23 protein-coding genes are annotated in these 22788 nt (G+C 67.8%); 9 read left to right on the top strand and 14 right to left on the bottom strand.

The features are described 5' to 3' along the window. The first annotated feature begins 83 nt into the window (after window positions 1-83). Window positions 84-251 (top strand): 50S ribosomal protein L33, encoded by a 168-nt coding sequence (gene rpmG, locus BIX52_RS09940; RefSeq protein WP_075220917.1) that lies wholly within the window; start codon window positions 84-86, stop codon window positions 249-251. On the opposite strand, the gene BIX52_RS09935 is transcribed toward rpmG, so the two are convergent. Beyond that, window positions 252-620 carry a response regulator gene (locus tag BIX52_RS09935; RefSeq protein WP_075220916.1) on the bottom strand — a complete coding sequence of 123 codons (369 nt, stop codon included), beginning with the start codon at window positions 618-620 and terminating at the stop codon, window positions 252-254. 99 nt (window positions 621-719) lie between these two features. Between BIX52_RS09935 and BIX52_RS09930 the strand changes: the two genes are divergently transcribed. The 3 genes from BIX52_RS09930 to BIX52_RS09920 all read left to right on the top strand — a co-directional run bounded on the left by BIX52_RS09930 (window position 720) and on the right by BIX52_RS09920 (window position 3473). Next, window positions 720-1076, top strand: a complete 357-nt coding sequence (locus BIX52_RS09930) for a DUF3572 domain-containing protein (RefSeq protein ID WP_075220915.1) — start codon at window positions 720-722, stop codon at window positions 1074-1076. After that, window positions 1043-2392 (top strand): DNA polymerase IV, encoded by a 1350-nt coding sequence (locus tag BIX52_RS09925; protein ID WP_075220914.1) that lies wholly within the window; start codon window positions 1043-1045, stop codon window positions 2390-2392. Before BIX52_RS09930 ends, BIX52_RS09925 begins: the two co-directional genes overlap by 34 nt. 73 nt (window positions 2393-2465) lie before the next feature. Beyond that, entirely contained in the window at window positions 2466-3473 is a 1008-nt protein-coding gene (locus tag BIX52_RS09920; RefSeq protein WP_075220913.1) for a zinc-dependent alcohol dehydrogenase family protein, read from the top strand. Window positions 3474-3509: 36 nt separating this feature from the next. Here BIX52_RS09920 and BIX52_RS23460 read toward each other — a convergent pair whose 3' ends face one another. The 7 genes from BIX52_RS23460 to BIX52_RS09885 all read right to left on the bottom strand — a co-directional run bounded on the left by BIX52_RS23460 (window position 3510) and on the right by BIX52_RS09885 (window position 10982). Further along, window positions 3510-5318, bottom strand: coding sequence for a calcium-binding protein (locus BIX52_RS23460; RefSeq protein ID WP_139312748.1), 1809 nt, complete (start codon window positions 5316-5318; stop codon window positions 3510-3512). Window positions 5319-5524: 206 nt separating this feature from the next. Next, complete coding sequence (gene ilvC / locus BIX52_RS09910) at window positions 5525-6562, bottom strand: ketol-acid reductoisomerase (protein WP_483860499.1); 1038 nt, start codon at window positions 6560-6562, stop codon at window positions 5525-5527. 309 nt (window positions 6563-6871) lie between these two features. Beyond that, complete coding sequence (locus BIX52_RS09905) at window positions 6872-7519, bottom strand: hypothetical protein (RefSeq protein WP_075220911.1); 648 nt, start codon at window positions 7517-7519, stop codon at window positions 6872-6874. 590 nt (window positions 7520-8109) lie between these two features. Further along, window positions 8110-8490 (bottom strand): c-type cytochrome, encoded by a 381-nt coding sequence (locus BIX52_RS09900; protein ID WP_075220910.1) that lies wholly within the window; start codon window positions 8488-8490, stop codon window positions 8110-8112. A 139-nt stretch (window positions 8491-8629) separates the two neighbouring features. Further along, window positions 8630-9469 (bottom strand): S-formylglutathione hydrolase, encoded by an 840-nt coding sequence (fghA, locus tag BIX52_RS09895; RefSeq protein ID WP_075220909.1) that lies wholly within the window; start codon window positions 9467-9469, stop codon window positions 8630-8632. Then, a complete protein-coding gene (locus BIX52_RS09890; RefSeq protein ID WP_075220908.1) occupies window positions 9466-9870 on the bottom strand; it encodes a hypothetical protein in 405 nt (134 codons plus the stop codon). The genes fghA and BIX52_RS09890 overlap by 4 nt, the downstream gene beginning before the upstream one ends. Then, on the bottom strand, window positions 9870-10982 hold the full coding sequence (locus BIX52_RS09885) for an S-(hydroxymethyl)glutathione dehydrogenase/class III alcohol dehydrogenase (RefSeq protein WP_075220907.1): 1113 nt from the start codon (window positions 10980-10982) through the stop codon (window positions 9870-9872). The genes BIX52_RS09890 and BIX52_RS09885 overlap by 1 nt, the downstream gene beginning before the upstream one ends. Window positions 10983-11094: 112 nt before the next feature. Between BIX52_RS09885 and BIX52_RS09880 the strand changes: the two genes are divergently transcribed. Beyond that, complete coding sequence (locus BIX52_RS09880) at window positions 11095-11478, top strand: hypothetical protein (RefSeq protein ID WP_075220906.1); 384 nt, start codon at window positions 11095-11097, stop codon at window positions 11476-11478. A gap of 18 nt (window positions 11479-11496) precedes the next feature. Here the strand turns inward: BIX52_RS09880 and BIX52_RS09875 are convergent, their stop codons facing one another. Both BIX52_RS09875 and BIX52_RS09870 read right to left on the bottom strand, forming a co-directional pair. Continuing rightward, window positions 11497-12312 (bottom strand): quinoprotein dehydrogenase-associated SoxYZ-like carrier, encoded by an 816-nt coding sequence (locus tag BIX52_RS09875; RefSeq protein WP_075220905.1) that lies wholly within the window; start codon window positions 12310-12312, stop codon window positions 11497-11499. A gap of 44 nt (window positions 12313-12356) precedes the next feature. Then, a complete protein-coding gene (locus tag BIX52_RS09870; protein WP_075220904.1) occupies window positions 12357-13313 on the bottom strand; it encodes a quinoprotein relay system zinc metallohydrolase 2 in 957 nt (318 codons plus the stop codon). Between the two features lie 370 nt (window positions 13314-13683). Here BIX52_RS09870 and BIX52_RS09865 point away from each other — a divergent pair, with 370 nt between their 5' ends. The 4 genes from BIX52_RS09865 to BIX52_RS09850 all read left to right on the top strand — a co-directional run bounded on the left by BIX52_RS09865 (window position 13684) and on the right by BIX52_RS09850 (window position 17960). Then, a complete protein-coding gene (locus tag BIX52_RS09865) occupies window positions 13684-15525 on the top strand; it encodes a methanol/ethanol family PQQ-dependent dehydrogenase (protein ID WP_075220903.1) in 1842 nt (613 codons plus the stop codon). A 125-nt stretch (window positions 15526-15650) separates the two neighbouring features. Further along, window positions 15651-16175, top strand: a complete 525-nt coding sequence (locus tag BIX52_RS09860) for a c-type cytochrome, methanol metabolism-related (protein WP_083548744.1) — start codon at window positions 15651-15653, stop codon at window positions 16173-16175. Beyond that, the gene (locus tag BIX52_RS09855; protein WP_083660153.1) at window positions 16156-17172 is read left to right on the top strand and encodes a substrate-binding domain-containing protein; all 1017 of its coding nucleotides are present in this window, start codon (window positions 16156-16158) and stop codon (window positions 17170-17172) included. Before BIX52_RS09860 ends, BIX52_RS09855 begins: the two co-directional genes overlap by 20 nt. A 185-nt stretch (window positions 17173-17357) precedes the next feature. After that, complete coding sequence (locus BIX52_RS09850) at window positions 17358-17960, top strand: PQQ-dependent catabolism-associated CXXCW motif protein (protein WP_425426673.1); 603 nt, start codon at window positions 17358-17360, stop codon at window positions 17958-17960. A gap of 397 nt (window positions 17961-18357) precedes the next feature. Here the strand turns inward: BIX52_RS09850 and BIX52_RS09845 are convergent, their stop codons facing one another. From BIX52_RS09845 to gor, 4 genes are all read right to left on the bottom strand, one after another. Beyond that, complete coding sequence (locus tag BIX52_RS09845) at window positions 18358-19755, bottom strand: class II 3-deoxy-7-phosphoheptulonate synthase (protein WP_075220902.1); 1398 nt, start codon at window positions 19753-19755, stop codon at window positions 18358-18360. Window positions 19756-19911: 156 nt separating this feature from the next. Then, window positions 19912-20781, bottom strand: a complete 870-nt coding sequence (locus BIX52_RS09840) for a hypothetical protein (RefSeq protein WP_139312747.1) — start codon at window positions 20779-20781, stop codon at window positions 19912-19914. A 73-nt stretch (window positions 20782-20854) separates the two neighbouring features. Continuing rightward, entirely contained in the window at window positions 20855-21403 is a 549-nt protein-coding gene (locus BIX52_RS09835; RefSeq protein ID WP_075220900.1) for a gamma-glutamylcyclotransferase family protein, read from the bottom strand. Continuing rightward, window positions 21400-22785: a glutathione-disulfide reductase gene (gene gor, locus BIX52_RS09830; RefSeq protein ID WP_075220899.1), complete on the bottom strand. Its 1386-nt coding sequence runs from the start codon at window positions 22783-22785 to the stop codon at window positions 21400-21402. The genes BIX52_RS09835 and gor overlap by 4 nt, the downstream gene beginning before the upstream one ends. Window positions 22786-22788: the final 3 nt, after the last annotated feature.

The following is a 22788-nucleotide window of genomic DNA, read 5'->3' as shown; positions in this document are numbered from 1 at the left end:
TTGACAGGGCGGCGCCGCACCCCCATTGGCAAGGTTTATTCCGGTTCAATCGTAAGCGCCGCCGGGCGGCGCTGGAGGCTCCCATGGCGAAGGCCAACACCATCAAGATCAAACTCGTGTCCACCGCCGACACCGGCTACTTCTACGTCACGAAGAAGAACACCCGGACCATGACCGACAAGATGAACAAGACGAAGTACGACCCGATCGCGAAGAAGCACGTCGAATTCCGCGAAGCGAAAATCAAGTAATTACTTCGGCAAGAACGACTTTATTGTCGAAATGAACCGATCGATCGAGATCGGCTTCGACAGATAAGCCTCGCAACCGGCGGCGCGGATCCTCTCCTCGTCGCCCTTCATCGCGAAGGCCGTGACGGCGATGACGGGGATCGGCTTCAAATCGGGATCCGACTTGATCCGCTCCGTCACTTCCAATCCGGACATCTCGGGCAACTGGATGTCCATGACGATGAGATCAGGCCGCTCCCTCTTGGCCACCTTCAAGGCATCGATCCCGTTGCGCGTTTCCAGGATTTCCATCCCGCTCGCCTCGAGAAGATCGTGGAAGAGCTTCATGTTGAGCTCGTTGTCTTCCACGATAAGCACCCTGTGGGCCATGCCAACTCCATTCGGTCCAGCGCCACACCCGCGGCGCCTTGGCGTGTTGTGTGTGGGGCGATGAGCGTGCCGTCAAGTCGCATCCCGCGTGGCCCCACCGTGCGTCAGCGCCGTGGTCAGGACGAGCCGGACGCGGGGACCATCGCCATCGCCGCGCTATCCTACTTCGCCACCGAGCCCAAGACGATGAGCCGATTCTTCGCGCTCACAGGTCTGGACCCTACGACGCTGCGCGATGCGGCCGCCTCCCCCTCCTTCCTCGCCGGGGTCCTCGACTTCGTCCTCGCCGACGAGAAGGTGCTGCTCGCGGTTGCCGCGGCGCAGGAGACGACGCCGGACGCCATCGTGCGCGCCCGCCAAGCGCTGGAGCGCCGCCGTTCCGCTCCGCCGGTGGAGGACGGCCCGTCCGCGGTCGACGACGGATGGCCCCCCCGCCCGCACGACGACTGGGCCTGACCGTGGCCGCCGCGACACCCGCGGCCGCGCTCTGCCGTGACTGTTCGGCCCTTCTTTCCGCCGACCTTGTGGCCGCTTCGGCCCGCGCCCGCTGCCCGCACTGCCGCTCGCCGCGCCTCGTCTCCCACGCCGAGCTGACCCGCCTCACCATCGCCCATGTCGATTGCGACGCCTTCTTCGCCGCGGTGGAGAAGCGTGACGACCCGTCCTTGCGCGACGTTCCGGTCATCGTCGGCGGAGGACGGCGCGGCGTCGTCTCCACCTGCTGCTACCTCGCCCGCATCCACGGGGTGCGCTCGGCCATGCCGATGTTCAAGGCGCTGCAGGCCTGCCCGGACGCCGTGGTCGTGCGCCCGAACTTCGAGAAGTACGTCGCCGTCGGGCGCGAGGTGCGCGAGCGCATGAAGGCGCTCACGCCGCTGGTGCAGCCGCTGTCGATCGACGAGGCCTTCCTGGACCTCTCCGGCACCCAGCGCCTGCACGGGGCGCCGCCGGCCGTCGTCATGGCGCGCTTCGCCAAGAAGGTGGAGGACGAGGTCGGCATCACCGTCTCCGTCGGCCTCGCCCCCAACAAGTTCCTCGCCAAATATGCGTCCGACTGCGACAAGCCGCGCGGCTTCACCGTCATCGGCCGCAGCGATGCCGTGGCGCGCCTGGCGGACGAGCCGGTGACGCGCCTCCCCGGCATCGGCCCCGCCGCAGCCCGTCGCCTCGCCGAAGGCGGCGTTACCCTGGTGCGCGACGCACAGCGCACCGACCTCGCCGACCTGATGCGCCGCTTCGGCGAAACCGGACAGCGCCTGAAGCGCCTCGCCCACGGGGAGGACAACCGCCCCGTCGACCCGTCCAGCGAGCGCAAGAGCGTGTCGGCCGAAACCACCTTCGACACCGACATCAGCGACCGGCAGACGCTCCTCGCCGTGCTGCGCCACCTCAGCGAGAAGGTGTCCACCCGCGCCAAGGCCGCCGACATGGCCGGACGCACCATCACGCTGAAGCTGAAGACGCCGGACTTTCGCTCCATCACCCGATCGGAAAGCCTCGACGGGCCGACCGCCATGGCCCACCGAATCTTCGCCGTCGGCAAGGCGCTGCTGATGGCCGAGCCGGAGGGGCGGCGCTATCGGCTCATCGGCATCGGCATTTCCGGCCTCGGCCCTCTCGCCGCCGCGGACGCCGAGCTTCTGTTCGATCCCGCCCGCACTCGCCTCGGCAAGGCCGAACGCGCGATGGACGCCCTGCGCGCCCGCTTCGGCGACGATGCCGTCATCACCGGCCTGTCGCTGGACGACCCGCGCCGGGGCCGCCGCCGCTGAAGGTCGCGCCTGTCGCATTGGCGGACCATCATCTATGTGCCATAGCAACCATAGATGAACTTCGGAGACCTCCATGCGCCAAGTCACCATCGCCGGGTCCGGCGGCCTTTCCAACCTGACGCTCGGCGAGGCGCCCGACGCGGCGGCCCCCGGCCCTGGCGAGATTCGCGTCCGCATCGCCGCCAGCTCGCTGAATTATCATGACCTGCGCGTCGCCATGACCGAGGGCGCCACCGCCCCCGGCCGCATCCCGCTCGCGGACGGGGCCGGCACGGTCGACGCTGTCGGCGAGGGCGTCACCGAATTTGCGGCGGGCGATTCGGTCGTCTCCGGCTTCTTCCCGCTGTGGCTGTCGGGCGATGCGCTCCCGTCCAGCTTCGCCACCGTGCCCGGCGACGGCGTGGACGGCTATGCCCGCGAGACGGTGACCATGCCCGCCACCTGGTTCACCCACGCCCCCAAGGGCTGGAGCGCGGCCGAATCGGCGACCATCACCACCGCAGGTCTGACCGCCTGGCGCGCCCTCACCGTCGACGGACCGTTGAAGGCGGGCGAGACGGTGTTGGCGCTCGGCACCGGCGGCGTGTCCATCTACGCGCTGCAGATCGCCAAGGCGATGGGCGCGCGCGTGATCGTCACCTCCTCGTCGGACGAGAAGCTGGAGCGCGCCAAGAGCCTCGGCGCCGACCACGTCATCAACTACCGCGAGACGCCCGAGTGGGGCGAGGCCGTGCTGGACGCGACGGACGGGCGCGGCGCCGACCATGTCATCGAGGTCGGCGGGCCGGGCACCCTCGCCCAGTCGATTATCGGCGGTAAGGTGGGCGGCCACATCGCGCTCATCGGCGTTCTCACCGGGCGCAGCGGCGATATTCCCACCGGCAACCTCATGCGGCGCCAGCAGCGCCTGCAGGGCCTCATCGTCGGAGCGCGCGAGCACCAGCAGGATTTCGTCCGCGCGCTCGACGCCACCGGCATCCGCCCCGTGATCGGCGACACCTTCGACCTCGCCGACCTGAAGGCCGCCTTCCTGCACCAGAAGGCCGGCGCGCACTTCGGCAAGATCGCCATCACCATCTGACCGAACCGGCCGGGCCTTGCGCCCGGCCGCCCCGGCTCAACCGAACGGCACCGGCAGCGGGTCGAACTGGAAGTCGGCGATGTTCACCTCGTCCGGCGCGACATCCAGCAGCAGGATCTCGATGCCCTTCGCGGTCACCAGGGTGTCGTCCGCGCCCGACGCTTCGATGAAGAAATAGCGGTCGCTCGACGGATCGCCGAAGAAGGCCGCGCCCGACACGTCGATCACGTCGCGCCCGACCTGGAAGTCGGTGATGGTGTCCACCGCGTCGCGCTGGGCGAAGGAGAACACGTCGGCCCCCGCCCCGCCGGTGAGGATGTCGGCGCCCGGCCCTCCGTCCAGCCGGTCCGCCCCAGCGCCGCCGTTCAGCGTGTCGTCGCCCGTCTGACCCATCAGCGTGTCGATCCCATCGCCGCCGAGAAGGCTGTCGTGGTCGCCGCCGCCGTCCAGCACATCGTGGCCCCCGCCGCCGTCCAGCGTGTCGTCACCGTTGCCGCCGGCGAGCATGTCGTAGCCCGCCTCGCCGAACAGTGCATCGTCCCCGTTGCCGCCCGCGAGCTGGTCCGCCGCGTCACCGCCGAGCAGCAGATCGTCGCCGTCGCCGCCGATGAGCGTGTCCATGCCGCGCCCGCCGAACATCGCGTCGTCACCGTCCCCGCCGATGATGCGGTCCAGCCCGCCGCGGCCGAGCAGACGATCATCGCCATCACCGCCGCTCAGCGTATCGTCGCCCGCGAGCCCTTCGAGGAAATCCGCCCCGTCCGTGCCGGTGAGCCGATCGTCCTGATTCGTCGCCGGCCTTTCGGCGATCAGGCCATCGAGACGCAGGGTGATGATTTGCTCGGTCTCGCCCTGCGTGCCCCATTGGGGCATCGCGTCGACCGCGCCGGTCAGCGATGCGATCACCGTCGGCCCCGCCACCGCCAGGATGAGCCCGCCTTCGCTGTACCTGTCGATCTCGAGCGGGAGGGTCGCCATCCCGCGCTGGCCGAGCGAACCGTCCTCCGCCACCTCGTAGAGCGTCAGGCGCGCTTCCTCCGCCGAGCCGGTGTCCGCCAGCGTCATCAGCACGGTGCGGCCCCGTACCTCGGCCGCGGCGATGTCGACGACACCACCTTCCGCGACGCCGAGGGCGACCGGGGCGACGACGCCGTTCGCCCGCACGACGTAGCCGCCCAGCGTCCCGTCCGCGGCGGCCGTATAGAGGAGGTCCAGACCGCCCGTGCGCACCACCTGGATCTGCGCCAGATCCGCGAACCCGGCCGCCGTCACGGGGACGTTCGCGCCGAAGGATCCGTCGCGGCCGAGCACCGCATAGGACGACCCACCAGAGAAGACGAGCGCGCGATCGCCCTGCTGGACCACGGCGACTTCCGAAGCGCCGTCCGGCGCCCGCACGTGATCCACGCGGTCGAGCGAGCCGTCCGCGTCGAGCGCGCTGGAGACGAGGCGCAGCGGCCCCCCGTTCCCCGTCTCCGCGGCCAGCGTGACGAGGTAACGCGCGGTGCCGAACGCTGCGGTTCCGGCCTCGTCCGCCCCCTCCGTCCAGCCCTGCGTGCGGCTGACGCCGAGGAGCGTCGCGTCGTCGTGCGAGCCGATCGCAAAGGCGTGCTGCTCAACGCTCGTGCCCTCGGCGTGCGCGCGGTAGAGGAGCAGCGTCTGGCCCTCGACCTCGGTCAGGGTCAGCCGGCCGCCATCGGGCATCGCGTGAAACAGCGGCACCGGGGCGCCGTTCGGGCTGAGCGGCTTCGTCAGCAGGTTGGACCCGCCCACATCCACGAAAGTGTGCCGAAAAATCGTGTCATAATTGCCGCCGTCATAGGTGATCGGCGTGCCGTAACTCATGAGAAAAGGGTGAGCTTCGTCCCGGCTCACTTCAACGATATCAACCCGACCGAACACAGGTCTCTCCATCAGCCATAGGCCTCACCATCGGCCCGGCGCGCCCAATAGTCCATCGCCGCCGGCAAGGATCAGACCGCCGGTCATCCGCCGTCGGCGCACAAAAAAAGCCGCCCCGGAGGGCGGCTTTTCGCGCGGAGCCGGACGGCTCAGTTCTTGGCCTTGTCGACCAGCGCCTTTTCCTTGATCCACGGCATCATCGCGCGCAGAGCCTCGCCGACCTCTTCGATCTGGTGGGCGTTGTTCTTCGCGCGCACCGCCTTGAACGAGGTCTGGTTGACCTTGTTTTCCAGCATCCAGTTGCGGGTGAAGTTGCCGGCCTGAATGTCGGTCAGGACGCGCTTCATCTCCGCCTTCGTCTCCGGCGTGATGATGCGCGGGCCGGTGACGTACTCGCCATACTCGGCCGTGTTGGAGATCGAGTAGTTCATGTTGGCGATGCCGCCCTCGTAGATGAGGTCGACGATGAGCTTCACTTCGTGCAGGCACTCGAAGTAGGCCATCTCGGGCGCGTAGCCGGCTTCCACCAGCGTCTCGAACCCGGCGCGGATCAGCTCCACGAGGCCGCCGCACAGAACCACCTGCTCGCCGAAGAGGTCGGTCTCACACTCTTCCTTGAAGGTGGTCTCGATGACGCCGGCGCGCCCGCCGCCGATGGCGGAGGCATAGGCGAGGCCGAGGTCATGGGCGTTGCCGGTCGCGTCCTGGGCGATGGCGATGAGCGTCGGCACGCCGCCGCCGCGCTGGTACTCAGAGCGCACCGTGTGGCCGGGGCCCTTCGGGGCGACCATCAGCACGTCGAGGTCCTTGCGCGGCTCGATCAGGTTGAAGTGGACGTTGAGGCCGTGCGCGAAGAGGAGCGCAGCGCCCTCCTTCATGTTGGCGGCAAGCTGGTCGTTGTAGATGTCGGCCTGCAGCTCGTCCGGCGTCAGCATCATGACGACGTCGGCCCACTGGGCGGCCTCTTCCACGGTCATGACCTTGATGCCCTCGGCCTCGGCCTTCTTGGCCGACGCGGAACCGGGACGCAGCGCCACGACGATCTCCGGGCACCCGGAATCGCGCAGGTTCAGCGTGTGGGCGTGGCCCTGGCTGCCATAACCGACAACGGCGATCTTCTTGCCTTTGATCAGGTTGATGTCGGCATCGCGGTCATAATAGACGCGCATAAAAGCTCCCTGAGATATCGATGGATCTGGGAGCGAAACCTCCCGTCGCGCCTCTCATAGACGGTTTGCAACACGATTGTGAATGGCTTGAGCGATTTGCTTCTCGAATAGCCCAAAATTGCCGCCGCGGTGGTCATGATGTGACATGCGGCACGAGAAGGCTGTTCGCGTGTACCCGCGGCGCTGACGCCGACGCGGCAAGGCCCCGGCGCCGCGGTCGCGGCTCGGGGCCTCGGTGTTTCCGCGCAGCGCTCGTCTTGCCGCTGTGGCCAGGCGCCGGATGCGGGCTTTCTGCGCGGACGGTCCTCGGGCCGCGCGGGACCGGCGTCAGTTGATGTGGAGGTCCGGGGCGGCCGGCCGGACGAGATGGCGCACGGTGTCATGCGTCACCGCCCTCTCGGCGGCCTCGTCCACCCCCGCCCCGTCCTGCGGCACCAGGTGTTCGCGAATCGCATCATAGTGCCCGGACTTGGTGCGCCGCGTGACCGCCTCGCCCAGCACCTGCGCGGAAATGATCTGCAGCTCGGCGACGCGGACCTTCTTGTCCCGGCTGAGCTTGTCGATCAGTGCGGCCGCCTCCACCGCGGGCGCCGCCGCGAAGGCTTCGACATATTTCAGCACCAGGTCGCCGCGCACGCCCACGGGAAGTTCGTCCAGCGCGATCAGTGTCTTGGCGACCTTGGCCTCGTCCGCGTCACGCAGCGCCGCGTCCGCCTTGGCGACATCCAGCGCGCCGCTGGCATGAGCGAGTTCGGGCGGGGCGACCTCGGCGCCGTGGACGGCGCGGCGCTCGGCCACGAAGGCGGGGGGCACGGTCAGGTCCCGCTCGGGAAGGATCAGGCGATTAATCTGTTCGCGGCTGAAGGCGTTCGCTAGAACTCGCCGGTTGGCTTCGACCTCGGCCGTCGCAACGCGAACGATGGACCGTGCGATGTTGCGGGTGTAACGCTCCAGGAACTCAGTAAAGAACCACATTGTTGTCCACCTCCATTGGAGTGGCGAGGGATATCCTGTCCCTCCGACGCTGCCACTTTGGTTGGAAAGTGTTGACGACTCCTAAAGCATTTTCATCCGCTGATTTTTCATCGACATCTTGGGGCGCTGCACTGTAGTGCCGTGCTCTTGCTGGCTATCGTCATGCGCCGGCGCCATCGAATAAACCGGGACATTTGCATTTATACGCCTCCCCAGCCACGAGGACCCCAGATCGACGGATGCTCGACTGTGTAGCTGGATTGCGGATGGCAACGACGATGCACCGCGGAACGCGTCGTCCGGCACCTGCACCCGCAGCGTCGATCGTCTTGCAACATGTTGACGCCATTCAGGAAAGCGCCCACAGCCGGAGCATGCGCCACGCCGCTAAGAGGCGAGGTGCGCGTCGCACCGGGGCCGAACGCAGAAACGCCCGGCTTCGGCGTCGTGCCGGGCCGGGCGTTCCGATTTCGATTGGCGGGATGCTCGACCGGGGCCGCTGGGTGGCCGCCGCCGGTCGCGATTTGCCCTCCTGGACCCGCGCTTTACAGCCGGATCATCAGGGGCGCTTCACGCTCTTAAGTTGTGGATTATTCAGAGAAGGTCTTCAGGTACGCGATCAGATCGGCGCGCTGCTCAGGCCGGCGCAGCCCGCCATAGGCCATCTTGGTCCCGTTCACGACCTTGCGCGGGGCTTCGAGATAGGCGTCCAGCGTCGCCTCGTCCCACACATGCTCTTCACCATAGGCCACCATTGCCGGCGAATATTTATAGTCCGCATGGGTGCCGGGGACGCGCCCAATGATGTTGTTCAGCTCCGGGCCGATCTTGTTCTCCGCGCCCTCGCCGATCGCGTGGCAGGCCTGGCATTGGCGGAAGACTCTTTCGCCTTTCGCTGCATCCTGCGCGATTGCGGGCGTCACCGAAGCAACCGCTGCTGCGACGAGCAGCCCGAGCCCAAACTTCGTCATGTCATCCTCCAGTCCAGATCTTTTATAGTTTCACTTTGGCATGGCACAGGTGGCGTGTCGCGGCCAGTGCCCTCGGCGCCACAGGGCGATGTCTCACGGCTGCACCGCTCTGCCCGACGCCGCCTCGACGAGGCCCGCCCTACCGCTTCAATCGCGCCGCATGCCAGGCGATATGATCGGGCATGAAGGTCGAGATGAAGTAGTAGGAGTGGTCGTAGCCCGGCTGCATGCGCAGCGTCAGGTCGATCCCCGCATCGGCGCAAGCCTTGGCCAGAAGGTCCGGCTTCAGCTGCTCGGCGAGGAAGTTGTCCGCGTCGCCCTGGTCGACCAGGATGTCGCCGACACGCGCCCCGTCCTCGATGAGGGCCACGGCATCGTGCTGGCGCCACAGCGCGGTGTTGCTGCCGATATAGGCGGGAAAGGCCTTTTGTCCCCACGGCACTTGCGAGGGCGCCACGATCGGCGAGAAGGCCGAGACCGACGCGAACCGCGCAGGATTGCGCAGCGCGATCGTCAACGCGCCGTGGCCGCCCATCGAGTGGCCGAAGATGCCCTGGCGCGTCAGGTCCACCGGGAAGGCGGACGCCACCACCTCCGGCAGCTCCTTCTCGATATAGGTCTTCATCTTGAAGTGCGGCACCCATGGTGCCTCGGTGGCGTCGACATAGAAGCCCGCGCCCTGGCCAAGATCGTAGGCCTCGTCGTCGGCGACGTCCTCGCCGCGGGGGCTGGTGTCGGGGCACACGACAATGAGCCCCGCCTGGGCCGCCGCCTTGCGATATTCGCCCTTCTCCATGACGTTGGCGTGGGTGCAGGTGAGACCGGACAAATACCACAGGACCGGGCACGGCCCCTCGGTCGCCGCGGGCGGGAGGTAGACCGCGAAGGTCATCTCCGTGCCGGTCGAACGCGAGCGGTGCTTGGCGACAAGCTGCTGTCCGCCGTGGGCGGTGAAGCGCGAAACGATGTCGACGGTCATAATGCGGGGCCCTCTCCTGTCAGCATCTCACGGTATGACTTGGCCATGACCGGATGCAGCGGCCAGTTGATGCAGCCCCCGCCATAGGGTTTCACGATCTTGAGGTAAAAGACATTTTCCCCGCCGATGGCGATCGCGACCGTCTCGTCGATGTGGCTTGCGGTGAAGGCGGTGAGCGCGGTTTCCACCTCCGGCGTGAGGCAGAAGGTGAGGCCTTCCTTCTCCTCCACGCTGAGGAACCCGTCGGCGGGAACGGTGTAGCGATCCTCGCCGACGCTGAAGGTCAGCGCCTCGGCCGCCGCCGCGGCGGGGCCCGCCGCGAACAGCGCCGCGACGGCGATCATCCGACACCACGGCGCGGCGAGTGCCGCCACGCCGCGTCGCCCGTTGCGGCCGATCATCAGTAGACGACCACCGCGCGGATGGATTTGCCCGCGTGCATCAGGTCGAACCCCGTGTTGATCTCCTCCAGCGGCATCGTGTGGGTGATGAGATCGTCGATATTGATCTTACCGTTCATGTACCAGTCGACGATTTTCGGCACGTCGGTCCGCCCGCGGGCGCCGCCGAAGGCCGAACCGCGCCACACGCGGCCGGTGACGAGCTGGAACGGGCGCGTCGCGATCTCCTTGCCGGCACCGGCGACGCCGATGATCACGCTTTCGCCCCACCCCTTGTGGGCGCATTCCAGCGCCTGGCGCATGACGTTCACGTTGCCGATGCACTCGAACGAATAATCAACGCCGCCATTGGTGAGGTCGATGATCGCCTGAACCACCTTGTCGTGGCCCACCTCGTCGGGGTTGATGAAGTCGGTCATGCCGAACTTCCGGGCAAGCTCCACCTTGGACGGGTTGAGGTCGATGCCGATGATCCTGTCGGCGCCGACGAGGCGGGCCCCCTGGATCACGTTGAGGCCGATGCCGCCGAGGCCGAACACCGCAACCGTCGAGCCCGGCTCCACCTTCGCCGTGTTGACGACGGCGCCGACGCCCGTCGTCACACCGCAGCCGATGTAGCAGATCTTGTCGAACGGGGCGTCCTCACGCACCTTGGCGAGCGCGATCTCCGGCAGCACCGTGTAGTTCGAGAAGGTCGAGCAGCCCATGTAGTGGAAGATCGGATCGTTGCCGATGCGGAAGCGGCTCGTGCCGTCCGGCATCAGGCCCTGCCCCTGGGTGGAGCGGATCTTCTGACACAGGTTGGTCTTCGGGTTGAGGCAATATTCGCACTCCCGGCACTCGGGCGTGTAGAGCGGGATGACGTGGTCGCCCTTCTTCAGCGACGTCACGCCCGGGCCGACATCGACCACGACGCCCGCGCCCTCGTGGCCGAGGATGGCCGGGAAGATGCCTTCCGGGTCGGCGCCGGAGAGGGTGAATTCGTCCGTATGACAGATGCCGGTGGCCTTCACTTCGACGAGGACCTCGCCGGCCTTCGGCCCGTCGAGCTCGACCGTCATCACCTCAAGCGGCTTGCCGGCTGCCGTGGCGACCGCTGCGCGCGTTTGCATTAGGAAGTTCCCCCGTCCGTTCGTCTCAGTTGCGCCGCTTGTGCTGCGGCAGGACAACGGGTCCAACTACGGCAAGGACGGGCCATAAGACGCAAGGTGGAGGAAAGTCGTAATGCGAAAAAGCAGAAGCCTGTGGCGCGGGGCGTTGCAGGGCGCAGCGGTCGCTCTGACCACGCTCGCGTGCGTCGCCCCGGCCGGCGCTGTCGACGGTGTGCGACGGGGCGAGGATTATCCCACCGTGGTCCTCGCCGACTATGTGCTGGCCTGCATGAAGGCGAGCGGTGAATCGCGCCACGTCCTCGAACAGTGCTCCTGCTCGATCGACGTGATCACGACGCTGATCCCCTATAGCCGTTACGAAGAAGCCGAAGCCTACCTCAGCCTCGGCCAGATCTCGGGCGAGCGCGGCGTGATTTTCCGCACCAGCGAGGAATCGAAAGCCGCGGTTCAAGACCTGAGGCGCGCCCAGGTCGAGGCCGAGCTGCGCTGCTTCTGAGGCCCTGCCGGCCGCGCCTCAGGCTCCGCCGGCCGGAAAGCTCTGGCCGAAGAGGTTGCCCTCGGTGTCCTGCGCCTCGACGGTCAGCGGCGCACCGTTGGAGGTGAAGTCGAAACGGAAGTTGGGATCCTCCGAGATGGAGATCCCGCCCTCCATCCGCAGCACCAGCGCATCCCCCTGGCGGATGGTGAGCGTCGAGACGAAATGGGCGGGGATGTAGAAGCGCGTGAGCTGGTCCATTTGCAGCCCCGAATTGTTGGGGTGCCGGATCATCAGCTGAGCGCTGGCATGGGTTGGCGACGTCTCCGGCGCATCGAACCAGCGCATTTTCATTTTGCCGAGGCTCGCCATCGCAGCGTCCGGGTCCTTCGCCATCGGCGCCGCGCAGCCGCCCGACGCCTTCACGAACCGCGCCGCCACGTGCAACGAGCCGTCCGAAAGCTCGGCGACGGCGTGGACATCGCTATAGGCGTTGACGCGCACGCGGGTGGAAATGGCGGTCACCCCGGCGCTTTCGCCCAGCGTGAAGGCGGCCGCGACGGGCGACGGATTCTCGTCGATCACCAGCGTGATCTTGGCGACGTGGCGCGTGTCGCCGTCCGGGAGGGCGGTGCGGATCGTCATCGGCACGATCGCCGCGTCCTCGGCCCGGTAGGGCGCTTCCAGCGTGATGAGCCCGTCCTCCACCAGCGGCGCTTCGCCATAGAGGTTGGCGCGGATGTCGTCCCACGCGGTCGGCTCCGCCGCGGCGGCGGGCAGGGTCAAGAGCGCCGCAAGCGCCAATGCCGCGAGGCCGCGCCCCGCCGTGGCCGAGCTTTTCTGTGCGAAGTCCATAGGTCGCCCCCCCCCTGTTCTACGGCCACCGCTCCGGGCGGGGCCTATTCCCATTCAAGCTCCGCGAAGGCCGCCGTCAGGTTGCGCCTGTGAAAGTCCTCCGCCAGCGCCCAGCGGCCGGATGGAATGCGCGCGTCCCTCACCATCCGCCCCAGCGGCACACCGTCCGCGATCGCCGCACGCACCTCCTGCGCGACTGCGGCCAGATAGTCCCGCTGCACGTCCTCGTCCTGCGGCAGGTGGCCGATCGCCGGGCCGTGTCCCGGTACGACGCGGCGCACCGGAGCCCCATCGCTGGCGGCCGCCTCCAGCGTGAGGCCGAGCCAACCGGCGATGCTCCCGTCCACAACCGGAAGATGATGCATGAAAAGGAGGTCGCCTGCAAAGAGGGTTCCCGTCGCCGGATCGAAAACGGTGAGGTCGTTGTCCGAATGGGCCGTCGGCCAGGCCTTCAACACGATGGTTCGATTGCCCAGATCGAGCCGGCGCACATCCTCGACCTCCTCGTCCGGCAACACGACATCGCCCGCCGTCACGTGCCCCGGCCCGAGCGCCGCGTCGGTCGATGCGACATAATGCGCAGCCCTCCCGGCGAGCGCCCGCGCCAGTTTGTGGTGGGCGACCACAAATGGATCGCCCCCGCCCGGCCCGGTGCCCCGAAAGGCCGCATTGCCGAGCACATGGTCCGGATGCATGTGCGTGTTGATGACGTAGCGCACCGGACGGTCCGTCACGGCCTCGATCGCCGCGCGAAGGTCCTTCCCGATCGCCGGCGTACTTCCAGTGTCGACCACCGCGACCGCCTCCTCCCCGACGATGAAGCCGAGGTTGGCGATGTCGCCGCCGTTGTCCGCCGCCGCCAGCGCGACCTGCCCCACATGGACGAAGACCCCCGGCGCAACCTCCTCAACGTGAAGGGCGCCGGCCGAGACGGGCGTCACCAGCACCATCGCAGCAACCCAAAGGTGCGCCACGGTGACGCGGCGGGCCGGTCCCATCATCGCACCTGCTGCCCGTTGCTGGTTCGCCTCCGCCGCGCAACCGCGACGAAGGGCGCATGCTTGCGGCGGATTGTTTCATCTACGCCTTTGGTCGCAATAATTTTCAAGACCTTGTCCTGCCTCGCCCTCTTTCGGATGAGGACGACGTCCGCGGCGGCGCTGGACATGCACCAATGTGCACAAAGTCAAAGCGCAAAATCTCCGTTGCTAACCTAATAATCACCCCGGAATACAGCATTTCGACTTTGGTCGTATGCGTGTGAAGGTTTCCCCGACTTCAGTCGCCATTGCATTCTTCGCGGCGATCATGGTGGAGTGAGTCCTCTAACCGCGGGGGCTCACCCACGGACAGATCGCTAGGGAGATAAGGATGAAGCGGCTGATCTTGAAATCGGCGTGCAGTGTGATCGCACTGGCAGTGGCGTCCACGGCGGCTCTCGCCAACGAAAAATTGACCGAGATGGAGGCGAACCCGGCCGACTGGGTGATGCCCACCGGCAACTACGCCAACTGGCGCTACTCGGAACTCGACCAGATCAATAAGGACAATGTCGGCCAGCTCCAGGTCGCATGGACGATGTCGACCGGCGTCCTGCGCGGCCACGAAGGCTCGCCCATCGTCATCGGCGACATGATGTATTTCGCCACCCCCTTCCCGAACAACGTCTTTGCCGTCGACCTGTCCGACGACAACAAGATCAAGTGGAAGTACGAGCCGAAGCAGGACTCCAACGTCATCGGCGTGATGTGCTGCGACACCGTCTATCGCGGCGTGTCCTATGCGCCGGCGACCGACGGCCATCCGGCGATGATCCTGCTGCAGCAGGCCGACACCACCCTCGTCGCCCTCAATGCCGACGACGGTTCGGTGATCTGGGAAGTCCAGAACGGCGACCCGTCCAAGGGCGAGACGGCGACGATGGCGCCGATGATCGTCAAGGACAAGGTGATCACCGGCATCTCCGGCGGCGAGTACGGCGTCCAAGGCCACATCACCGCCTACAGCCTCGCCGACGGCAGCCAGGTCTGGCGCGGCTTCTCCACCGGGCCTGACGATCAGACCCTGATGGATCCGGAAAACACCACCCACCTCGGCAAGCCCGTGGGCAAGGATTCCGGCACCGCGACCTGGGAAGGCGACCAGTGGAAGATCGGCGGCGGCACCACCTGGGGCTGGTACTCCTACGATCCCAAGCTCGACCTCATCTATTACGGCACCGGTAACCCGTCGACCTGGAACCCGTCCCAGCGCCCCGGCGACAACCGCTGGTCGATGACCATCTTCGCCCGCAATCCGGACACCGGCATGGCGAAGTGGGTCTACCAGATGACCCCGCACGACGAGTGGGACTTCGACGGCGTCAACGAAATGATGCTCGCCGATCTCGACATCGACGGTGAGACCGTCCCCGCCCTCGTTCACCCGGACCGCAACGGCTTCAACTACACGCTCAATCGCGAAACGGGCGAGCTGCTGGTGGCCGAGAAGTTCGATCCCGCGGTGAACTGGGCGACGCACGTGGAGATGGACCCCAACAGCGACCAGTATGGCCGCCCGCAGGTCGTCTCGGAATATTCCACCGAGCAGAACGGCGAAGACGTCAACACCACCGGCATCTGCCCCGCCGCGCTCGGCACGAAGGACCAGCAGCCCTCGGCCTACTCGCCGAAGACCGGTCTCTTCTACATTCCGACCAACCACGTCTGCATGGACTACGAGCCCTTCCGCGTGTCCTACACCGCCGGCCAGCCCTATGTCGGCGCCACGCTGTCGATGTACCCCGCGCCGGAAAGCCACGGCGGCATGGGCAACTTCATCGCCTGGGACGCGGCGAAGGGTGAGATCGTCTGGTCGATCCCCGAGCAGTTCTCGGTCTGGTCGGGCGCTCTCGCCACCGCCGGCGACATCGTCTTCTACGGCACCCTGGAAGGGTATCTGAAGGCGGTGGACATGGAGAACGGGGACGAACTCTACAAGTTCAAGACCCCGTCCGGCATCATCGGCAACGTGATGACCTACGAGCAGGGCGGCAAGCAATATGTCGGCGTGCTGTCGGGCATCGGCGGTTGGGCCGGCATCGGTCTCGCCGCGGGCCTCACGGACCCGAACGCCGGCCTCGGCGCCGTGGGCGGCTATGCGGGCCTGAAGGCCTACACCGACCTCGGTGGCCAGCTGACCGTCTTCACCCTGCCGGACAGCGCCACCCAGTAAACGGGACCTCTCCGCCGGCGCCTGACCCGCGCCGGCGGCTCCCCATCGATGACGATGCACCAGAAAGGGTGGCGCTCTCGCGGCCACCCTTTTGCAGCGCACAGTATCCTTCAAAGGTGCAACCTATGAACAGACGCCATCTGATCGGCGCCGCTCTGATCGCCGCAACCGCCGCCGCCGCAACCGCCGCCTACGCGGTCGGCCCCGGCGATCCGTCCTCGGCCGAAGATGTCGACGGCAAGCATTTCGACGCGGACGGCGTCCCCACCTACACCATCGCCGAAGACGGCACGGTCGACTGGTACACCTACTCGGGTTTCCGCCGTTACCACGCCGAGTGCCACGTCTGCCACGGGCCCGACGGCATGGGATCGAGCTACGCTCCGGCCCTCGCCGAAAGCGTCGCCAACATGGACTATTACGAGTTCTACGAGGTCGTCGTGAACGGCAAGCAGGACGTGGGGTCCGGCCAGGCGAACCAGGTCATGCCCGCCTTCGGCACCAACCCCAACGTCATGTGCTACCTCGACGACGTCTACATCTACCTGCGCGCCCGCGCCCAGGGCGACCTTCCCCGCGGACGTCCCGCCAAAAAGGACGCCAAGCCCGATGCCTTCGTCGAGGCCGAAGATGCCTGCATGGGAGGTTGAAACCGGGGCGCCCTCGCGCGCCCTCTCCCGCTGCGGCGAGCGCTCAGCCTCGGCGCGGGGCGGCGCCGACCACGCGGCCGTTTCGCTCAGCGCCACGGGCCATCGCACCTCAGGCCGGTCCGCGCTGAGGCTCGCCGGTCTGCGCCTCGCCGCGATCGCCGTCGCCGCATGTGGCTTCGGCGCGATCGGCCACCCCGGCGCGGCGGCGGCCCAGAATCAAAGCCTCGCCGCCGACCTCGAACTGGTCGATCCAGTCATGCTGAGGGTCTGTGCCGACCCCAACAACATGCCCCTGTCGAACGAGGCGGGCGAAGGCTACGAGAACAAGATCGCCGAGCTGATCGCCGAAAAGACCGGGCGCGAAGGGGTCACCTATACCTTCTTCCCGCAAGGCGTCGGCTTCGTGCGCAACACCCTGCGCGCCTTCCAGTGCGACGTGATCATGGGTTTTGCCCAGGGCAACGAGCTGGTCCAGAACACCAACCCCTACTTCCGCACCACCTACGCCCTCGTCGTCCCGGCCGACTCGCCGCTCGCCGACGTGACATCCCTTGCCGATCCGCGGCTCGATGACGCGCGCCTGGGTGTCGTCGCCGGCACCCCGCCCGCGACCACGCTGGCCAAACGCGGCCTGATCGGGAAGGCGCGCCCCTACCACCTGATGGTGGATACGAGGGTCGAACATCCGAACGCGGACATGTTCGCCGATCTCGAAGCCGGCGAGATCGACGGCGCGCTCGCCTGGGGCCCTATGGCCGGATGGTACGCGCAGAAGGCCGAACCGCACCACGTCGTGATCCCCCTCACCCACGAGGCCGGCGGGCCGCGCATGTCCTACCGGATCACGATGGGCGTGCGCCCGTCGGACCAGGAGTTCAAGCGCAGCCTCAACACCGCGATCCGCGAGAATCAGGACGCGATCAACGCCATCCTGCTCGATTATGGCGTGCCGCTGATCGACGAGGCGGACCAGCCGATCACGCGGACGCCCGGCTGATGAAGCGGCGACCGCCCCCGACCCGCCCAGCGCGGCGTGCCACGGCCGGACGCCTGGTAACGCGGCACCAGGCCGTTGCGCACCTCACGGCCCTGGTGGCGTTCGCCTTCTTCGGCGCCTGCATGTCGTCGGCCACCGCTTCCGCACCCGGCGCGGCGACTCGCGCGCCAAGCGCACACGCGGGCGTGACGATCGCAGCCGCGGACGTCACGACCGTGCCGCCTTTGCAGGCCGAACCGTGGGTCGTGGTGGCCGACGCCGGAGCGCCGGCCCAAGCCGCCCCCAATACGCCCATCGGCGGCGAGACCTCGGTGGCCGAACCCGCAGGTTTCCGTAGCGCACCCTACCGCGCCCCGGTCCCGGCCACCCTCACCGGCGCCACGGTGGTCACCACCGAGACGGCCGCCTCCCTCTACGAAAGCGGCGCCACCTTCATCGACGTGCTGCCCGTTCCGCCTCGCCCGGCGAACCTGCCCGCAGGCACGCTCTGGCGCACGCCGCCCCGGTCCGACATTCCAGGCAGCATCTGGTTGCCCAACACCGGCTACGACAGGCTGACAGACGCGATGGACGCCTGGTATCGCGCCCGTCTCGACGACGCGGCGGAGGGCGACACCGCCGCCCCCCTCGTCTTCTACTGCCTCGCCGACTGCTGGATGTCGTGGAACGCCGCCAAGCGGGCCCTCGGCTACGGCTATTCCAACGTCCACTGGTACCCGCAAGGCACCGACGGCTGGGCCGCCGAAGGCCGCTCTCTGGAGCCACGCACCCCGCAATTCCCCGACTGAACCGCCCACGAAAATGCGCGGCGCAGTGCACCGGGCTTCCGCTTGTCGCGGCGGTCCGGCCCGTTCCGACTGCGTCCGCATGGCTCACCCATTCCGACACCCCCGCGCGGGTCCGCCCAAACGCCAGGCGCCACGGGCCGCGGAAAGCGCGGCGCAGCGCACCGGGGTTCCGTTTGTCGCGGCGGTCTGGATCGTTCCGACTGTCTCCGCCTGGCTCGCCGATCCCGACGCTCCCGCGCGGGTCGGCCGATCGCCGGGCGCATCACGCCTCATAAGAAAAAGCCCGGCGCAGTGCACCGGGCTTTCGATCGTCGCGGCGGCCGGACCAAGCCAGCCGCCTCCTTATGCCTCTGCCGCCCCGACGCTTGCGCGCGGATCGGCCCGGACGCAAGGCGGCTCAGGCGGCCTTGCGGGCGCCGCGGTCGCGCTTCTCGGCCTGAAGGTTTTCCGCCATCAGGAAGGAGAGCTCGATCGCCTGCTCGGCGTTGAGGCGCGGGTCGCAGTGCGTGTGGTAGCGCGCCGACAGCGTGTCCTCCGTCACCGCGCGCGCACCGCCGGTGCACTCGGTCACGTTCTTGCCGGTCATCTCCACGTGGATGCCGCCGGCGTGCGTCCCCTCGGCCCGGTGCACCGCGAAGAAGGCCTGCACCTCCTTCAGCACCCGGTCGAACGGACGCGTCTTGAACCCGGCCGCGGTGATCGTGTTGCCGTGCATCGGATCGCACGACCACACCACCTTGCGCCCCTCGCGCTCCACCGCACGGATCAGCTGCGGCAGGTGGTCCATCACCTTGTCCGCGCCGAACCGGCAGATCAGCGTCAGCCGCCCCGGCTCGTTCTTCGGGTTCAGGATGTCGATCAGCTCCAACAGGCCGTCGGGCGTCAGCGACGGGCCGCACTTCAGCCCCAGCGGGTTCTGCACGCCGCGGCAGAACTCGATGTGGGCGTGGTCCGGCTGGCGCGTCCGATCGCCGATCCAGATCATGTGACCCGACGTCGAGTAGTAGTCGCCGGTGATGGAATCGACGCGCGTGAAGGCCTGCTCGTAGCCGAGCAGAAGCGCCTCGTGGGAGGTGTAGAGCTCGGTGGTCTGAAGCTGCGGGACGGAGACCGGCGACACGCCGCACGCGCGCATGAACTCCAGCGATTCGGTGATACGGTCAGCGAGCTGTCGGTATCGATGGCCCTGCGGCGAGTCCTCCACAAATCCGAGCATCCACGAATGCACGTTGTCGAGGTTGGCATAGCCGCCCTGGGCGAAGGCGCGCAGGAGGTTCAAGGTCGCCGCGGACTGGCGGTAGGCGTCCTCCATCCGGCGCGGATCGGGGATGCGCCCCTCCTCGGTGAAGGCGATGTCGTTGACGATGTCGCCCTTGTAGGAGGGCAGCTCGATCCCGTCGCGCTTCTCCATCGGCGAGGAGCGCGGCTTGGCGAACTGGCCGGCGATGCGCCCGACCTTGGTCACGGACGAGGCCGACCCGTAGGTCAGCACCACGGCCATCTGCAGGAAGACGCGGAAGAAGTCGCGGATGAGGTCCGGATGGTGCTCGGCAAAGGCCTCCGCGCAGTCACCACCCTGGAGCAGGAAACCACGGCCTTCGCAGATCTCGGCCAGCTCGGCTTTGAGCGCGCGTGCCTCACCTGCAAACACCAGCGGCGGGTAGGAAGCAAGGCGCTTTTCGACAGCCTCGAGGGCCGCCTGGTCAGGATATTCGGGAATTTGAGCCGCAGGTTTAAAGCGCCAGCTGGACGGGGACCAGCCCGGCGCGCTGTGGCGAAGCGGTGTCTCAGTCATGGCGCTTACCCAACACGTTCAGGGACGGGCTTCATCCGCTGCAAATCATCTGGCGTCAACCATGGAGCCATAAAAAGCACTTGCCTTCACTTTAGGCTGCACTAAGCGTGGCTGCGCGGTAACGGTGCAGCGGCGCGCGCGCCGGACCGGCCGGCTCTAACGCAGCGCAAGACCGCCGCCTGCGCCGATGCGCGCCGCCCGGCACGCAGGCCGCCCGCCGGGGCTGTAGGCCGATCGCGCGACCACCACAGGCCCGCGCCGCGCCCCCTTCACATAAGAGAGGGCCACCGCGTGGATGCGGAAATGCTCCAACGCCCTCAGCGCCGCCAGATGCTCCGGCCGGAAGCGCTCGGCCACCCATATGCCGTCACGCGCCCCCGTCCCGGCCATGTAGGTCAAGAGCTTGCCGAGGTGGTCGTGGTCGCTGGACCCGAATTGGTTCTCGATCACCAGCGGCCCCATGCGGGTGGCCGCCAGGATGTCCGCCTCGAACCGGCCGACGCGGTGCTCCAGCGCCGTCACCTTGAAGGTGAGCCCCGTCACCATCGCAAGAAGGCGCGGATTTGCGGCGAGGAAGGGGCTGAGGTCGGCCTCCTCGTAGCGGAACCTCTCGCGCAAGGGCCGGCGGCCGGCCTGCTGGGCCTTCGCCGTCGCGGCGGCGCCGGTGAGGCACTCCGCCCGCCCCGAAGCACGCACGCCGCCGCCGATGGGCGCGCCGAGGAGCCCGCCCCACGGCTTCGGCCGAGGCACGTTGCGAGGAACGGTGCGGGTGGCGGCCGCCGTTCGCACAGGCGCGCCGGAGGCCCGTGCGGCCGGGCGAGACGACGGCCCGGCGCGGCTCAGCGCGGGAAGCGCCGCCGCCCACTCAGGGGTCCACTCCGGTGTCCATTGGGCCGCTGTCAGCCAGCCCAAGGGCGAGGGCGTCACCGCCGCGATATGGGTCAGCACCACCACACCGGCGGTCTTCAGAAGACCTGACTTCTTGGAACGTCGACGGCGACGAGTACGCTTTTTGTTCCACAGCATGAATCACCTGTTCATGCCGAAGGCGGCCGCCGTCAATCGGCGCTGCCGGAATAGCCTTAACGACGGGTAAAGATCAGAGGAAGGTCACGCCGGCATCGGCCAGAAGACGGTCGACAAGCGCCGTCTCCTGCGCCGTCAACTGCTGCGCGCGCGGATAGCGCGGCGCGGCCCGGTCGTTCAGCACGGGCACGTGCCAGCCGTCGGTCGAGGCCATGAAGCGCTCCACCCCGGCCATGCCGAACTCTGTCAGGAAGCCCTGAACGATGACGTCGACATAGGTCAGGTGGATCGGATTCTCGGCATCGCCGAAGCGGTCGACGCCGGCGCTCGCGCGGTAGATGATCGCGGTGTCGCCCAGCGACGGCGCATCCAGCGCGTCGTAGCGATATTCCCGCGCGTCCACCACCGGGCGAACATCGTCCTCGAAGGTGACGAGGAGCCCGTCGATCGCCTCGCCCTCGGCCGGCACCACCGACATGGCGCACACGCCGCCCGCATGCGCGACGCTGGTCGCCCGCCAGGCGCGGCGCCATCCTTTCAGCGTCACCGGCTCGGCAGAGACGTGCGGCGGCAGCGTACCGCGATTGACGAGCGAGCCGTAGCCGAAAACGGAGAAGGTCAAGCCGCGGCGTCCCTGCGCAGGCGCTCCGAGGGGGTGCGCATCGTGACGAGCTCCTCGGCCGCGGTCGGATGGACAGCCACGGTGCGGTCGAAGTCGGCCTTGGTGGCGCCCATCTTCACGGCGATGCCCAGAAGCTGCGCCATCTCGCCCGCCCCGTGCCCGGCGACGTGGACGCCCAGCACCTTGTCCGTCTCGGCATCGACGAGGATCTTCATGAACATCCGCTCGTCGCGCCCCGAGAGGGTCGCCAGCATCGGCCGGAAGGAGGAGCGGTAGACGTCGACCTCGTCGAAGGCCGCCACCGCCTCCTCCTGGGTCAGCCCCACGGTGCCGATCTCAGGCTGCGAGAAGACCGCCGTCGGGATCAGCGTGTGGTCGACATGGACCGGCTTGCCGCCGAACACGGTGTCGGCGAACCCATGCCCCTCGCGGATCGCCACGGGGGTGAGGTTCACGCGGTTGGTCACGTCGCCGATCGCGTAGATCGACGGCACGTTGGTGCGGCTCTCGTGGTTCACCTTCACGGCGCCGACGGCGTCCATCTCCACGCCGACGGCCTCCAGCCCCAGGCCCTCGACGGCCGGGCGGCGGCCGGTGGCGAAGAGGATCTGGTCGGCCTCCAGCGTCGTGCCGCCGCGCAGGGTGGCGGTGAGGCCGTCCGGCCCCTTGTCGATGGCGGTGAACACGTCGTTGAACACGAACTTGACGCCGCGCTTCTCCATCTCGGTGCGCACGAAGGTGCGCACCTCGCCGTCGAAGCCGCGCAGGATCTCGGAGCCGCGATAGACCAGCGTCGTGTCCGCCCCGAGCCCGGCGAAGATGCCCGCGAACTCCACGGCGATGTAGCCGCCGCCGGCGATCACGACGCGCTTCGGCATGTCCTTGAGGTAGAACACCTCGTTGGAGGTGATGACGTGCTCGATGCCCTTCAGCTCGGTGTCGAGCCAGGGTGTGCCGCCGGTCGCGACCAGGATGAGCCGCGCGGTGACGACACGGTCCTCGGCGCTGAGGCGCACCTCATGCGGCCCCTCGACCACCGCGCGGCTCTGGAACAGCTCCACGCCCGAGTTGGTGAGGTTGCGGATGTAGATCGCGTTCAGCCGATCGATCTCGCGATCCTTCGCCGCGATGAGGCGCGACCAGTCGAAGCTCGTCTCACCGACGCTCCAGCCGAAGCCTTCCGCATCCTCGAAGGCCTCGGAGAATTGCGAGGCGTAGACCATGAGCTTCTTCGGCACGCACCCGCGGATGACGCAGGTGCCGCCGACGCGGTGTTCCTCGGCGATGGCCACCTTGGCGCCATAACCGGCCGCGATCCGGGCCGCGCGAACGCCGCCCGACCCCGCACCGATGACGAAGAGATCGTAGTCGAAGTCGGTCACGGG

The sequence above is a fragment of the Acuticoccus yangtzensis genome (genome assembly GCF_001927245.1).
In the GTDB taxonomy this organism is placed as follows: domain Bacteria; phylum Pseudomonadota; class Alphaproteobacteria; order Rhizobiales; family Amorphaceae; genus Acuticoccus; species Acuticoccus yangtzensis.
The sequence above is the reverse complement of the archived record's forward strand: the minus strand, read 5'-3'. Positions and strand labels throughout refer to the sequence as shown.